This window comes from Frankia sp. AiPa1 (assembly GCF_023243075.1).
In the GTDB taxonomy this organism is placed as follows: Bacteria; Actinomycetota; Actinomycetes; order Frankiales; family Frankiaceae; genus Frankia.
This window is the reverse complement of record NZ_JALKFZ020000140.1, coordinates 112,776-127,548: the sequence shown is the minus strand read 5'-3', so window position 1 is coordinate 127,548 and position 14,773 is coordinate 112,776. Positions and strand designations below refer to the sequence as shown.

At 73.4% G+C, this 14,773-nt stretch carries 8 protein-coding genes; all 8 read left to right on the top strand.

What is annotated here, in order from left to right:
• Nucleotides 1-111: 111 nt before the first annotated feature.
• Nucleotides 112-1,383: a beta-ketoacyl-[acyl-carrier-protein] synthase family protein gene (locus MXD95_RS14945; protein WP_250641227.1), complete on the top strand. Its 1,272-nt coding sequence runs from the start codon at nt 112-114 to the stop codon at nt 1,381-1,383.
• The gene (locus MXD95_RS14940) at nt 1,380-2,681 is read left to right on the top strand and encodes a ketosynthase chain-length factor (RefSeq protein WP_250641226.1); all 1,302 of its coding nucleotides are present in this window, start codon (nt 1,380-1,382) and stop codon (nt 2,679-2,681) included. The genes MXD95_RS14945 and MXD95_RS14940 overlap by 4 nt, the downstream gene beginning before the upstream one ends.
• A 6-nt stretch (nt 2,682-2,687) precedes the next feature.
• A complete protein-coding gene (locus MXD95_RS14935) occupies nt 2,688-2,948 on the top strand; it encodes an acyl carrier protein (protein ID WP_250641225.1) in 261 nt (86 codons plus the stop codon).
• A gap of 572 nt (nt 2,949-3,520) precedes the next feature.
• A complete protein-coding gene (locus MXD95_RS14930; RefSeq protein ID WP_250641224.1) occupies nt 3,521-6,394 on the top strand; it encodes a vWA domain-containing protein in 2,874 nt (957 codons plus the stop codon).
• Nucleotides 6,395-6,449: 55 nt separating this feature from the next.
• Entirely contained in the window at nt 6,450-9,629 is a 3,180-nt protein-coding gene (locus MXD95_RS14925; protein ID WP_250641223.1) for a tubulin-like doman-containing protein, read from the top strand.
• A complete protein-coding gene (locus MXD95_RS14920; RefSeq protein ID WP_250641222.1) occupies nt 9,626-13,048 on the top strand; it encodes a hypothetical protein in 3,423 nt (1,140 codons plus the stop codon). Before MXD95_RS14925 ends, MXD95_RS14920 begins: the two co-directional genes overlap by 4 nt.
• Nucleotides 13,045-13,653 carry a hypothetical protein gene (locus MXD95_RS14915; protein ID WP_250641221.1) on the top strand — a complete coding sequence of 203 codons (609 nt, stop codon included), beginning with the start codon at nt 13,045-13,047 and terminating at the stop codon, nt 13,651-13,653. The genes MXD95_RS14920 and MXD95_RS14915 overlap by 4 nt, the downstream gene beginning before the upstream one ends.
• Nucleotides 13,646-14,770, top strand: a complete 1,125-nt coding sequence (locus MXD95_RS28960; protein ID WP_250641220.1) for a protein kinase family protein — start codon at nt 13,646-13,648, stop codon at nt 14,768-14,770. The genes MXD95_RS14915 and MXD95_RS28960 overlap by 8 nt, the downstream gene beginning before the upstream one ends.
• Nucleotides 14,771-14,773: the final 3 nt, after the last annotated feature.

Below are 14,773 nucleotides of genomic sequence, written 5' to 3'. Positions count from 1 at the left end.
GGCTCTCCCGCGCACGCCCCGCGCCGTGCGCCTGCTCCACGCGTCCGTTCCCCGTCCGGGCTTTTACCTCACACCCCCACCGCAATCGCCGAACAGCGAGGCCACAATTTCATGACCACACGACGAGCAGTCATCACCGGGCTCGGAGCCGTCGCCCCGGGAGGGATCGGGGTCGACGCCTACTGGAAACAGCTGACGGACGGGCAGTCGGCCACCGGTCCGATCACTCTGTTCGACCCCTCCCCCTATCGGTCGCGCATCGCCGCCGAGGTGGACTTCGACCCGGTGGCAGCCGGTCTCGGCCCCCGGGAGGTCCGCCGGATGGACCGGGCGACCCAGTTCGCGGTCGTCGCCGCCCGGGAGGCGCTGGGCGACAGCGGCCTGGAACCGGAGGCCACCCCGGCCGAGCGGACCGCCGTCGCGCTGGGCACCGCGGTCGGCTGCACCACCCGCATGGAGCAGGAGTACGTGATCCTCAGCGACAGCGGCCGTGACTGGCTCGTCGACCCGAGCTACGCCGTCCCCGAGCTGTACAGCCAGTTCGTGCCCAGCTCGATGGCCGTCGAGCTGGCCCGGCTGGCCAGGGCCGCGGGTCCGGTGTCGGTGGTCTCCGACGGCTGCACCTCCGGGCTGGATGCGGTCGGGCATGCCGTCGACCTCATCCAGGAGGGCAGTGCCGACGTCGTCGTCAGCGGCGGCACCGACGCCCCGATCGCCCCGATCACCCTCGCCTGCTTCGACGCCATCAAGGCCACCAGCCCCCGCAACGACGACGCCGAGCATGCCTCCCGCCCGTTCGACCGCACTCGCAACGGCCTCGTTCTCGGAGAGGGCGCCGCGGTCCTGGTCGTCGAGGAGCTCGAGCATGCGAGGCGGCGCGATGCGCACATCTACGCCGAGGTGTCTGGCTTCGCCACGCGCTGCAATGCCTACCACATGACGGGTCTGCGGGCCGACGGGATCGAGATGGCCGAGGCCATCCGGATCGCGCTCGACCAGTCGGCCCTCGCTGCGGACGACATCGACTATGTCAACGCCCACGGCTCCAGCACCAGGCAGAACGACCGGCATGAGACAGCCGCGTTCAAGCGCGGCCTCGGCGCGCATGCCCGGCGAGTCCCGGTCAGCTCGATCAAGTCCATGATCGGGCACTCGCTCGGCGCGATCGGTGCGCTGGAGCTGGTCGCCTGCGCGCTCGCCATGGAGCACGGCGTCATCCCGCCCACGGCCAACCTGCACGAGCCGGACCCCGAATGTGATCTCGACTATGTGCCGCTGGTCGCCCGCGAGCAGCCGGTGGACAGCGTGCTCAGTGTCGGCAGCGGCTTCGGCGGATTCCAGAGCGCCGTCGTGCTCGCCCGTCCCGACCGGAGGACCCCATGACCGACGCCCGCGCAGCGGGGACCGCGGTGGTGACCGGCATCGGAGTCGCCGCGCCCACGGGGCTCGGCACGTCGGCGTACTGGGCGGCGACGCTCGCCGGCGAGTCGGGGCTCAGACCGATCACCCGGTTCGACGCGACCCGCTATCCGGTCCGGGTGGGCGGTGAGGTCGACGGGTTCGTCGCTGAGCAGCATGTGCCGTCCCGGCTGCTGCCCCAGACCGACCACTCCACCCGGCTCGCTCTGGCCGCCGGGGCACAGGCCCTGGCCGACAGCGGCCTGACCGCCGATGACGCCCCCGAGTTCGGCATCGGGATCGCGACCGCCTCCTCGATGGGCGGATTCGAGTTCGGCCAGCGGGAACTCGGCCATCTCTGGGCGCTCGGCGCCCAGCATGTCAGCGCCTACCAGTCGTTCGCCTGGTTCTACGCGGTGAACACCGGCCAGCTCTCGATCCGCCACGGACTGCGCGGGCCCGGCGCCACCGTGGTCTCGGACCAGGCCGGCGGCCTGGATGCGCTGGGCGCCGCCCGGCGGCAGATCCGCAAGGGCACCGCGGCGGTGCTGGCCGGCGGGGTCGACAGCGCGTTGTGCCCGCTGGGCCTCGCCGGGCAGCTGAGCACCGGTGAGCTCACGGCCAGCGACGATCCTAGCCACGCGTACCTGCCCTTCGACCGGGCCGCGTCCGGGCATGTACCAGGCGAGGGCGGGGCGTTCCTGATCCTCGAGGATCCGGCCTTCGCCCACGCCCGAGGCGCGACCATCCACGGCGAGATCGCCGGCTACGCGTCGACCTTCGACCTGTCCCCCGACGATCCTGACGCCGACGGGCTGCTGCGCGCCGCCCGGCAGGCACTCGCCGACGCGGGCCTGGCGCCGGCCGACATCGATGTGGTCTTCGGTGACGCGGCCGGGCGGCCGGACGCCGACCGGGCCGAGGCCGCCGCGCTCGTCGCCCTGTTCGGCCCGGGCGGCGTGCCGGTGACCGCGCCGAAGAGTGCCACCGGGCGGCTGTGCGCCGGCGCGGGAGCGCTGGACGTCGCCGCCGCGCTGCTCAGCCTGCGCGACGGCGTCATCCCGCCGACGGTGCACGTGCGCGAGGTCGATCCCGACCACCAGATCGACCTGGTCGTCGGCGCACCCCGCCGCCCGGCGGACCGGCCGCGTTCCGCACTCGTCCTCGCCCGCGGCCACGGCGGTTTCAACACGGCTCTCGTCGTACGCCGGCCGCCCGCGATCGCGGCAACGCCGAGCGGGTCACCGGCCAACCCAGAGCACGCCAATCCTGACGGAAGGTGACAACCGATGGCAACCAGAGAACTGACGATCGACGACCTGACACACCTCCTGCGCTCGGCGGCCGGCGAGGAGGAGGGGGTGGACCTCGACGGCGACATCCTGGACACCGAGTTCGCCACCCTCGGCTACGACTCGCTGGCCCTGCTGGAAACGGCGTCCCGCCTCGGCGTCGAGTATGGCGTCACCCTCACCGACGACGACCTGGAGGTCATCACCACCCCCCGGGCCCTGCTCGACCGCGTCAACACGCGTCTGGGGCGCGGCTAAGCACGGCGGGAGGTTGTTCGCGGGGGCCGGGGCCGGGAGACGGCGTAGGACGACGCCCTATGCCGTGCGCAGGCCGAGGAATTGCGCCGACGCGGCAACGACATTCTGACTTGTCATCCGCGGCCGTGGAACCGGTCGAGCCACGACGTCGAGCCACGACGTTGTCGCGACAGTCGCCGGTTGCCCTGACCGGCCGCCACAGCCTTCCCAACGGCGACCGGCCACCCGTTACCGGTACATGTCCGTACGTTGGTCGGACAACTCCGACCGCCATTCTGACGGCAAGCAAAATATGGCCTCTGACCTGCATGAATTTCCGCGACAGGGGGTCATGGGACAGACTGAACCCACTGCGATGCAGCATGATCGTCAAAAGTGGCCGACAAGTTGGCCCATCGACGCACGCAACACGACAGAACACGGTGTATCTTGCGTCCGTGCGCTGCCATACCTCGCCGTGCCGCACCGGGACGTGTTTCGGTGGGTATCCCGCGGTCGGCTCGTGAGCGCATGAGCGACCTGGCACCTGGGGGGTCGGGCGCTGCGTGAGCCTTGGGGGAGGCCACACATACATGGCGAACCAACCGGCCGGGGAAGCCCGCTGGATTGTCCGCGTTCTGACGGCGGCGGCCAGCGCCTTTCTCCTGGTAGCCCCGCTGGGCGTGCCCGCGCTTGCCGCCACGCCGGTACCCAAGAGCGCTCTGCCGGCTCCCTCACCGAGCGTCACCAGCCCTGCCAGCGCCGCCAGCCCTGCCGAGGGCGCCGGTGCGGCCGGCGGTCCCGCCACGGTGGGTGCGGACGGGCGGCCGCGGGTGCATGCCGTGGTGCTCGTCGACGAGTCGAACAGCGAGACCCCCGGGACCGTCCGCCAGGAGGCTGACGCCGCCGGACTGATCGCCACCAGCCAACAGCTGGACAAGGACTCCAAGGTCGCGGTGGTCGGTTTCGGCACCGACGACTTCCCCGAGGTCAGCAGGCAGCAGCATGGGGCGACCGACGAGGTCTGCCCGCTCGCGACCGTCGGCAGCGCCGGCTTCCGTACCTGCCTCGCCAGCCTGCACCGGCGCACCGAGGAGGAGGGCAACGGCACGGACCACGCCGCGGCGCTGACCAAGGCGCTCGACATCCTCGAGGCGGCGAAGGACCCCGGCTTCTTCAACGTCGTGTTCCTGCTCACCGACGGTGGACTGCGCGTGGACAACGTCCAGCGCTATGGCACCCGGCTGCCCGACCAGCAGGCCCGGGAGCAGGAGCGCGGGACGGCGGCCATGAACGAGACGGCCACCGTCATCGCGCCGCGGGCCAGAGCCCTGGGCGCGCAGATCTGGCCGGTCGGGTTCGGCACCGTGCTCAACCGGGACTGGATGCGGCGCCTGCCCGGCTTCGGCGCCGGCACCAGCCAGAACTGTCAGAAGGTGCCGGTGGCGGCGCCCGCCGCCTCCTACGCGAACACAGCCGCGGACATCGCCCTGTCCCTCGACCGGGCGCTGGCGAACGCGAGCTGCATGGGCTTCGACACCGACCAGGACAACGGCGGGCCCGGCAGCCCGGTGACCCTCTCGCTGAGCATCCCGGCGATCGCGTCCAGCGCCACCATCAACGCGCTCAAGCGCGATCCCGGCATCAAGGTCGAGTACATCGACCCGCGGGGGCACAGCGTGCGGGGCAGCGGCAGCCAGGACGGCTCGTTCTTCACCCTCAACAACAGCGCGGCCAACTCCGAGTCGCTGTTCGTCACGAGCCCCTACCCGGGCACCTGGAAGATCCGGTTCACCTGGCCGGCGAACGCCAGGGCGCAGACGGTGCAGGCCGACCTCTCCTGGATCGGCCAGCTCTCCTCGACGGTCCGCCTCACCCCGGCCTCACCGAAGCCGGGCGAGCGGGCGACGGTGCACATCACCCTGCAGACCAGCCGCAACGAGCCGGTCAACCCCAGGGACCTGACCGGACTCGTCTTCGATGCCCAGCTGACCGGCGACGGGTTCGCCCCCGTGCCGGTGCCTCTCGCCGACAACGGACAGGGTGGCGACGACAACGCCGGCGACGGCGGTTACGCCGGTCAGATCACCGTCCCGGCCACGGCCTCCGGGCTGCTGTCCGTCACCGGCAGGATCATGGGCTCCGGTCTGCGGGGCACCGTGCAGCACGCCACCTATCGGATTCCGGGGCGCAGCGGCGGCGGGGCGGTCGTCGAGCTCCGCCCGCCCGGTCACGTCCACCGCGGGGCGACGGTCAGCGGCACGCTTCGGGCGGACAACCCCACCGGGAGCCCCCGTCAGATCGAGCTACGTCCCGACGGCCTGGCCGGCGTCGGCGTCAGCCCGTCGACGGTGACGGTGCCGGCCGGAGCCAGCGGCTTCGCCCAGGCGCTGAAGCTGTCCGTCGCCTCCGACACGGGCTATGGCAGGCGCACCGGTGTCGTGCGGGTCTCCGACACCACCGAGGGATCCCCGGGCTCCGGGTCCGGGGTCGTGCTCACCGAGGAGCCGGTGAGCTTCGAGGTCGAAGCGCCACCCGGCACGCTCGAGAAGATCTGGCCGTTCCTGCTGATCGCCGCCGTGGTACTACTGCTCGCGATCGTCGCGGCACTGCTGGCGCGTGCCCGGTGGCGGCGCGCGGTGAACGTCTCCGACCTGCAGGCCTTCGCGGCCCGTAGCGACGGGACGACGGCCGACCTGCCGGCCTCCCAGATGTGGGCGTCGGCGTTCCGATTCGTGATCAACGACGTGCCCGGCCAGTTCTCCCTCGTCCTGGCCGGTGCCGGCGAGGGCGGCGCCTACACCGTGCGCCGCGCCAAGCACGGTCAGCTCACCATCTCCACCCCGGCCGGGGAGACGCGCACGGTCTCGGCCGGCGCCCGCGTCCCCGCGGGCAACGGCGGTCAGCTGTGGATCGCGGACCGGCGGGTCGGGAGCACGGCGAGCTCCCAGGGCACCGGGGGCGTCGGCGCCGACGCCTTCGGCAACCCCATCTCCGGGGGCACCGCTGTGGACGCCTTCGGCAACCCGATCCCGGGCGGCGCCGACCCGAACGGCAACCCGTTCGACAGTAACCCGTTCGACGGTAACCAGTACGGCGGCGACCAGTACGGCGGCGGCCCATACGGCGGCCAGTACGGCGACGATCCCTGGGCCACCATCCCGGGCCCGAATCCGCCCGGGCCTGGGCCCGCTCCCAGCGGATTCGGCGGCAACGGCCAGTACGGGGCCAACGGCCCGTTCGGCGCCGGCCAGCCCGCTGGGGGCGGCGGGTACGGCCCGCCGCCCGGCTACGGTTCCGCTGCCCACGACCCGGGGCACGTCGCCCCGGGCGGCGGGGACGAGTACGGGACGATCTCCGAGGCGCCGACACTCCAGCCCGGCGGTGTCCCCCGCCGGCCGTCACCGGCGCCCCCGACGCCCCCGGCACCCCCGTCGTCCGACCCCTGGAACGAGACCCAGTTCTGACCCATCTCCACCCAGACAGCGGGCACGACCAGCGCAGATGACGGATCGGACACGCATGGAGACACGCGACACCGCCTTCGGGCTGAACATCTACCAGCCGTTGGTCTTCGTGGGGCTCGGGGGAACTGGCTGCGCCATCGGCACGGAGCTCGAGCGGCGGCTGCGGGAATCGCTGTGCGGGCCGGACGGCAGCGCGTTCGCCGAGCGGATGGGCACCCACGGCAACTCGGGCTACCTGCCCTACCAGCTGCCCGGCTGCCTGCAGTTCGTCTACGCCGATCTCAACGAGGCCGAACTCGACCGCATCCACGGCGCGACCGTGCCGGCGGCGAGCCACCATCAGGCGGCGGCGCGCAACGCTCATCTGGTCCGTGGCCTGGTGCCGAAGTTCCAGACCTATGCGGAGGTCGCCGCCAACCTGCGGATGACCGCGGGGCCGTTCATCCAGTCCTGGCTGCCGCCCATCCTGGACGAGCCGCTGGTCGCACCGATCACCAAGGGCGCCGGCCAGCTGCCGACGGTGGGCCGGGCCGCGCTGTTCGAGACGGTGCGCGAGGACATCGGCCCGGCCCAGCAGCCGCTGCGCGACGCCATCGACGCCGTCAGCCGGGCCGGGGCGGAACTCGGGGTGCTCGGTGGGCGCTCCAACCGCTCCTGCGACGTGTTCGTCGCCTTCTCGGTGGCCGGCGGCACGGGTGCCGGCATCTTCTACGACTACCTGCACCTGATCGCCGACGCGTTCGACCGGGCCCGGATCGGCGCGCAGATCTACCCGCTGGTGCTCATGCCGAGCGCCTTCGACGAGGGCCGGGGCGGCGGCCGGTCGGCGCAGCTCAACGCCGGCCGAGCCCTGCTCGACCTCTACCGGCTGGTGGACGACCAGAACGCCCGCAAGGCCCAGCGGGTGCTGGGCCATTCGGACAACATCGGCCGCCCGATCGACGTCGCCTACCCCGGCCGGAAGATCCAGATCGCCTCGGGCACGGTGCAGACCGGCTTCCTGTTCAGCCGCACCCCGGGCATGGACAAGGACGACATCCACCGCTCGATCGCCTCGCTGGTGCTCTCGCTGATCACCTCCGAGCAGCAGTCCGAGAAGTCGGCGGCGGTCGGCCAGTCGTTCCAGTCGTTCGCCGACTCGTTCATCAACAGTGCGGCGGAACGGCACACCGCCGCCGACTCCGGCATCGGCCACCGGGGAGTGTCCACCGCGCTGGTCGCCTCGCTGACGGTGCCCGGGGACGCGCTCGCGGAACTGGTCGCCGGGCGGCTGCTGGCCCGCGCCGTCCCGCAGCTCGACGCCCCGAACCCGGGCGGGGAGCGCAACGTCCCGCTGATCGGGCGGATGGCCCGGGCGGCGAACCTCGGCGAGATCCTCGACCGGCCCGACCTGCCGGTCGGCTCGCCGCGGGTCACCGACGGCGCCGCGGAGATCAAGCGCTCGCTCAGCGACTACTCCGAGGGCATCGGCGCGGTCCTGCGCGCCCAGTCGGCGCAGCTCACCGGGCTGGTGCAGGAGATCGCGGCGCAGCGGTTCCAGCCGGTGCAGGCCGCCGGGATGATGCTCGGCGAGACCGACGTGTTCCGGCTGCGGCGGATCATCCGCGGGCATCCGGAACTGCTCGACCCGCCGGACCGCTCCGGCCTGCTGGGCCTGCTCGAGGCGCGCAAGAACACCCCGCCGCAGGTGCCGAACCGGCCACCGGTCAGCGCCGCGGCGCCCGTGCTGCCCGACATCCGCAACCGGTTCGCGAGCAAGGCCAAGTGGGGCGACCCGCCCGTGCAGCTGGCGGTGGCCACCCTGCAGCACTGGCACCGCTGGAACACCTGGCGGCTGTGGCACGAGGCGTGGAGCCGCCAGTCGCGGGTGTGGCAGCCGAAGGTGAACACCGCCGCCGGTCATGTCGACGACCTCGCCGAGGCGATGTGGGTGTTCGCCCGCGCCGAGCCGGACGAGTTCGACCGGCGGACGATCGCGCTGAGCCAGGACCGCACCGGTATCCGGGCGCTGCTGCCCGCCGGGGGCAACCTCGACGTCTTCTACCGCACCGTGCTGCGGGCGTTCCTGCAGCGCGGCGGCCTGCCCGAGGGCGCCGGTGAGGCCGACGTGCTGCGGCTGCTGCTGCGCGGCGCCGACTGGCAGAAGGCCTTCGAGGAGATCACCGAGCGTTCGTCGCCGCAGCGGGCGGTCGCCCTTCTGCGCGACCGGCTCAAGCAGGAGGTCCGTGCGCTGTTCGCCGAGGCCGAGGGCGCCGCGGTGCCGCTGCTGCCGTCGATGGGCCGGCTGCTCGCCCGGGCCGCCACCAGCGCCGCGCCCGACGTCGACCCGCTGGACCTGCGCCAGTTCCTCGACCAGCTGCGCGCGCTGCTGCCCGGCGGATTCAGCCCCGACGGTGCCGGCAAGCTCAAGATCCTCATCGCGCATCCGGCGGTGAAGCACGCCGGGGCGGGCGAGGTGGAGTCCTGCCTGCGCCGGGAGCTGGCGCTGCCCGCCGACCAGGGGGTCAGCCCAAGCCTGCGCCCCGGGCAGCCCGACTCGATCGTCGTCGTGCTCTTTCGCAGCTCGATGGCCGTCAACGAGGTCCGCGAGGTCCGCGAGCTGTTGCGCTACTGGTCGCAGTCGGTCGCCCACCACGACCCGACGGACTACCTGCGCTGGCGGCAACGCCTGAGCTACAACTACGGCTGGCTCGCGATGACGGAGGACAATCGCACGACGATCCTGCACCGTCTGCTCTGCGCGATGTGGAACGGCCGGGTCGTGGTCAACGGGCAGCTCGACTCCCCGGAGTCCATCCAGGTCAGCGCGGTCGAGTACGACGAGGCGCAGTCGATGTACCTGCCGCTGCACCGCATCGGGCAGACCTCCTCCTGGGGGTCGCTGCTGCGGGTCTACGAGCAGGCGATCGTCGAGGACGACGACGAGGCCCGCCGCGCCTTCACCCGCAGCCTGCGGCTGATCCGCCCCGACGGCCTGACCAGCGAACCAGTGCCGCCGGCGAAGGTCTTCCGGATCTTCGTGGACATGGCCGGCGCCGAGGGAGCCCGGATCGAGAAGTTCCGCGAGGGACTGCCGCCGGCCAGCCGCAGCCGCCTGGACCAGGTCCTCGAGTTCTGGTCGACCACCGTGCCCGCGGCGCTCACCCGCCCGTTCACCGAGGAGGGCGCGATCCGCGGCAATCTGCGCGACCTCTACGCGTACACCACCGACGTCGAGTGGGTGGACGAACGATGACGACTCACCTGGGCCCGCCCAGCTCCGGGAGCTCCGGCGGCTCCGGCGGCGCAGGCCGCGCCGGGAGTGGCTATCCGAGCCGCCAGGACGACGACGGCGCGGTGGTCGTCCTCGACCTGCGCGACGACCCGCGCCGGGTGCTGTCCACCTCGATCGGCGCACTCCAGCGCGAGTTCGCGGGCCGGCTGGGCCGTCGCGGCGTGGACACCGGACGGGTGCTGGTCGTCAGCGACGTGGAGCGGCTGGACGAGTACCGGGAGCTGCTCGTCCGCCTGTCCGGGTCGGCGTCGGTCACGCAACTGCTGGTCCTGGCACTCGGCGCGCGCCCGGACAGTGACCGGCTCTACCTGCCGCCCGTCTCCGAGCTGCCCGTGCTCTGGGTCGGTGACCTGCGCGGCCTGCGCTGGAGCCCCGGTCGCACCGGGCGGATACTCGGCCCCGACGAGGACGCCGAACCCAACCTCGCCGCGCTGCTGCAGGCGCTCGGCATCCCCAGTGTGTTCAGCCGAGTGCGCACCGAGGTGCTGGGCTGCAACCACCAGGCCGCGGCGCCCGCGATCCACCTGCTGCTCGGCCGGGTGAGCCGCGAGATTCTCGACGAGGCCGCCGGCCACGCGTTCGGCCACTTCACCCAGCCCGACACCGGCGCCCTGTCCGGCGGGCCCGGCCTGGCTGGCGGCTCGGGGCTGCTCGGCGGCTCGGGGCCCGTCGGCGGTTCGGCGCACCCGGGCGGGGTCCGCACGGCCCTGCCCGAGGAAGCGCTCAAGATCGACCGTCTGCTCACCGGCGCCGCGACCGAAAACGACGCCGGGGTCGGAACCATCATCAACGACGCCGGCCAGCTGCCCACGGCCGCCCGGGGCGCGCTCGCGCATCTCACCAGGGCTGAGACTCTGCTCGCAGCGCTGCGCGAGGAGCCGTTCGGGCGCCGCCGTCAGGTCACCGGCCAGGGCCCGGTCCCCGCCGGCTCCCTCGTGTGGACGGAGATCGTCGCGGCCGGCGAACAGCTGGGCCAGTTCGCCGAGCGGCTGCACACGGCGCTGCGTGACATCGGCGGCCACGAGGGCATCGGCCCGCAGCAGCGGCAGGCCCTCGCCGTCCTCGGCGTCTCCATGGTGCCCGTGGAAGCGGCGGCGCCCGCCGCGGTGCGCCAGGCGCTACGCCAGCAGACCGATGCGGCGCTCGACCACCGCGAGCCACTGGCCGCCACCGCCCGCTGGCTGCGCGACCTCGCCGGACGCGCCCGTCCCGCCGGCAGCACACCCCGGGCCGACCAGGTCGGCCAGATCTGCCCGCCGCAGCTCGTCGCGGCGCTGCGGACGCCGCCGCTGTTCCCGCGCTGGCTGCATCCCGGCATGCTGTCCACCGCCTTCCTGGGCACGCTGCTCGCCGGACTCTGGTTCCCGATCGGGATCATCGGTGCGCTGCTCGCCCTGCTGCTCACCGTCGGGCTCGCCGTACGGCTCTACCAGCGCCGGCCGATCCCCCAGCCTCGTCAGCCCGGCGACCCGCGGGACATGCCGCGCAGCGCCCTCGTCTGGTACGGGCTGGACGCGCTGATCGGCGGCATCGCCGGCATCGCGGGCGGCGCGGGCCTGCCCAGGCTCGGGACGGCGATCGGCGTGGTGCTGCTGCTGGCAGGACTGGCGCTGGCGTTCGCGCCACTGATCTGGTGGCGCCGGGCGGTGTCCACCTGGCAGAGCCGGCTGCGACTCGGTGACGCGAAGGCCGCCGTCGGGGGCCTCGGCGCGCTGCTGGTCTCGGTCGGTCTCAACGAGTGGGTGCTGGCCGAGGCCCGGCTCGGCGGGGCGCGTCTGGCCAGCGCCGTCGCCGACGCGGTCGACGCCGCCGAGGCGACCCTCGCCGGGCTGCGCCCAGCCCCCGCCGGCCCACGCGGTTTCGGCCCGGCCGGCCCGTCCGCCACTGTCGGCCCAGCCGGCCGCACCGGCATACCCGGCGGGTACGGACCGCTGGGCGGGCCGGGGCATCCAGGCGGTTTCGGACCGCCCGGCGGCGGGCCGGCCTTCCCCGCCGCAGGCCTGCCGGGCGACGGTTCGACCCTCGGCGTCGGCTCCGCGGTGGGCCGGCAGCTGCTGGCCAACCGCGGCGCACTCGCCGAGATCGTCACCGACGACGTCGCCGCCGCCATCCGCACCGTGCTCAACGAGCACGGCTACGAGATCGCCGGGATGCGTCGCGACGACATCGACCGGGACGTCCAGAACAATCTGCGCACCCTGCTCGCCGCCTACGACGAGCACCTGGAGCGGCGCGGGCCGCTGGCGCCGCCGCCGTTCGAGGCGGACCTGGGCCGACGCACCGAACTCGCCCGCCGGGTCTGGCTGAACTCCCAGGAGCTCGGCCGGCTGCGTCGGGCCACCGCCAGCTTCCCGGACCTGCTGCAGCTCACCAACGAGGAGGACCTGCGGCTGCTCAACCAGACCCCGGACACGGCACCGTTCGTGCGGTTCATCCCGAGCATCGCCGACCCCGGCCTGGACGAGGGCACCGGCTCCCCCGACATCGCCGGCATCATCCGGCTGACCGAGCTGAACCCCAGGTCCGCAACACGCGCGAGCTCCCCGTCCGCACTGTCACGCGCCGGGGCCACCTCGCCGCCCACCCATCCCGCCGAGCCCGGTGACGGCGGGCCTGAGGCCGCCGGGCCCGATGCGGTCGCGTCCGGCCCGGCGTCGACGGGCAACAACGACCCGTCCCCCGCACTCGCCCAGGCCGGGTCCGCCGACGCGCGCGGGGCAACACCCGCGGCGTCCGAGCCGGCGCCACGGGAAACACCGGGTGAGGCACGGCGTTCCGTCGCCGACGACGTCTGGTCCGGCGAGACAAGCCACCACGACCCCTTCAGCCCGGAATCCCCGGCCGGCCCGGAATCTCCAGTCGGCAACGCATCTCCAGTCGGCACGGAGTTTTCAGTCGGCAAGGGATCTCCGGCCGGCACCGAGCCGCCGGTGGCGACAGGGCCCGCGGGCGACGCCCCTCCGACGGCCGATATTCCCGCGCCGCCCAGGCCGGCGCCGGCCCGAAACCCACCGCCGATCCCCGCCGCGCCGCCGAACCCCACTGCGCCAGCGGCCTCGCTGGGCGGGACCGCCCCGTCCACGGAGCCTGTGCCCGGGGCGGCCCCGCCCACCAATCACCTGCCCACCTCGGAACTCCCGCGGTTCGCGGCACCGGTACCTCCGTGGGGACCCGTCCCACCGGCACAGGTCCCGTCCGCGGCACAGCCTCCCTCCACGGCGCCGTTCCCCTCAACGGCACCGCTCCCCACAGCGGCACACGACGGCCGGCCGGCCCTGCCCACGCCGCCGTCGCCCGTCGCGGACGCTGCGCCGCCGGGAAGCGAGCAGACCTCGGCGCGGGCGGACCGCACCGTGGACGAGGAGGATGATCTCTGGTGATCTTCCAGGTTCTGATCCTCCTCTCGGGTCTGGCCGGTCTGGGCCTGCTGGTCTACACGGCGTGGCCACGGGCCGCATGGCCACGGGCCGGCTGGTCACGGTCCGGCGGGTCACAGTCCGGGCGCCCACTCACCCGTCAGCGGGCGGGCGACGCGCCGGGTCTCGAGCTTCCCCTGCGTCCGGGCCGCGGTGGGACCGGCACCGCTGGACGCCGGCCCGGCGATCCGAACCGCGCCACCCCCACGAACCGCACCGCCCCCACGAACCGCACCGCCCCCACGAACCGCACCGTCCCCACGAGCCGTACCGCCGCCCCCGGACGGGTCAGCAACGCCGGCCCGGTCGGCCAGCCCAGGCCAGCAGGCCAGCCCAGGCCAGCAGACAAGGCCGGGCCAGCAGGCAAGGCCGGTCCGCGGGCCGGGAACCGGCCAGGTTCGCCGAACTACCAGCGCGGCCAGCCGGGCCTGCCCGGTTTGGGCGGCGGGCCGGGCAGCCCCGGCACTGGTGCCGCCGGGCGTCCAGACGGGTTCCGTCCGCCGAGGCCCACCGGCGGCGCGGACACCGGGGGAGAGAAACCGCCGTGGAGGGGTCCAGGCAGTGGGTGACGTCGAGGAGCTGCGGTTCCATCGGCCAGGCGGGGGGACGGTCGTCTGGCAGGTCGAGATGGATTCCGACGCGACCGATGAGACCAGGAACTTCGTCACCAAGCGTGGCCGGTACCGCGACTACCAGCTCGCGATCCGCTATGCGGTGGGCGGGGAGAGCGCCGAGCTCGCCCTGGAGAACGCCATCGCCACCGGACTGCGGATGCTGCGCCGCTTCGACGCCGACCGGCGCCTGCCATGGGACGGGTCCGGGTCCCGCTACCCGTGGCACCTCTCCCAGCTGTTCGGCTACGACGTGGACCAGAGGCGGCCGTTCGCGGTCACCGTCGAGTGGGGCGTGCCGGTCGACAGACTGCCCGTCCCGCTGTCCTCGCCGGACGACCAGCAGGAGTTCGCCCGGGGCCTGATCCGCGGGCTCGTCCTGCTGGAACACCTCGGGATCTCCCACCGGCAGCTGCGGGCCAACACGCTGTACTGGCACTCTCCCAGCCGGACGCTGCAGATCAACCGGTTCGAGTACGCCCGGCTCATCGGGGAGCCGCGCACGCGCCTGGCCCAGGTCGCCACCCCGGCCGAGCGGACCCCCCGCGAGTGGGCACCACCCGAGCAGATCCTCGGCGGCGGCGTCATCGACGCCCGCGACGACCTGTACAGCGCCGGATGCGCCCTGCTGAGCGTGACGCCCAACCGGCTGCACATCGGCCCGGGCGGCAATCCCGACATCGCCGCGAGCAACATCCCCTGGCTCGGGCAGATCCTGCACGGCGTCTTCGACCCGTTGCCTGGCCGCCCGAGCGCCGAGCAGGTACTGCGTCGGCTCGGCGTGGTCCTCACCCAGGACGAACTGCCCCGCTCGGAGCCGGATCCACTGGCCGAGGGACGCCGGGCGTTCGAGCAGCTTATGATCGCCAAGGGCCAGGGGCTGGCGGCTCCCCCGTCCCCGCGTGTCCATCCGACCGCGGAGCAGCCCACGATCGGACGCATCACCCCGACCCGGCCGACCAATCCCGGTGGCGCGGCCGGGCTGACCGACCCCGAAACTCCCACCCAGCCGCCGCCCACGGACGGATCGCCGTCCGCTCGGCTGCCCCGCATCCGCCGACGGGATCGGAGGTGAGCG

Coding starts and splice junctions, on each gene's coding strand:
- MXD95_RS14930 (WP_250641224.1), top strand. CDS start 3,521: ATGGCGAACCAACCGGCCGGGGAAGCCCGCTGGATTGTCCGCGTTCTG.
- MXD95_RS14940 (WP_250641226.1), top strand. CDS start 1,380: ATGACCGACGCCCGCGCAGCGGGGACCGCGGTGGTGACCGGCATCGGA.
- MXD95_RS14925 (WP_250641223.1), top strand. CDS start 6,450: ATGGAGACACGCGACACCGCCTTCGGGCTGAACATCTACCAGCCGTTG.
- MXD95_RS14920 (WP_250641222.1), top strand. CDS start 9,626: ATGACGACTCACCTGGGCCCGCCCAGCTCCGGGAGCTCCGGCGGCTCC.
- MXD95_RS14935 (WP_250641225.1), top strand. CDS start 2,688: ATGGCAACCAGAGAACTGACGATCGACGACCTGACACACCTCCTGCGC.
- MXD95_RS14945 (WP_250641227.1), top strand. CDS start 112: ATGACCACACGACGAGCAGTCATCACCGGGCTCGGAGCCGTCGCCCCG.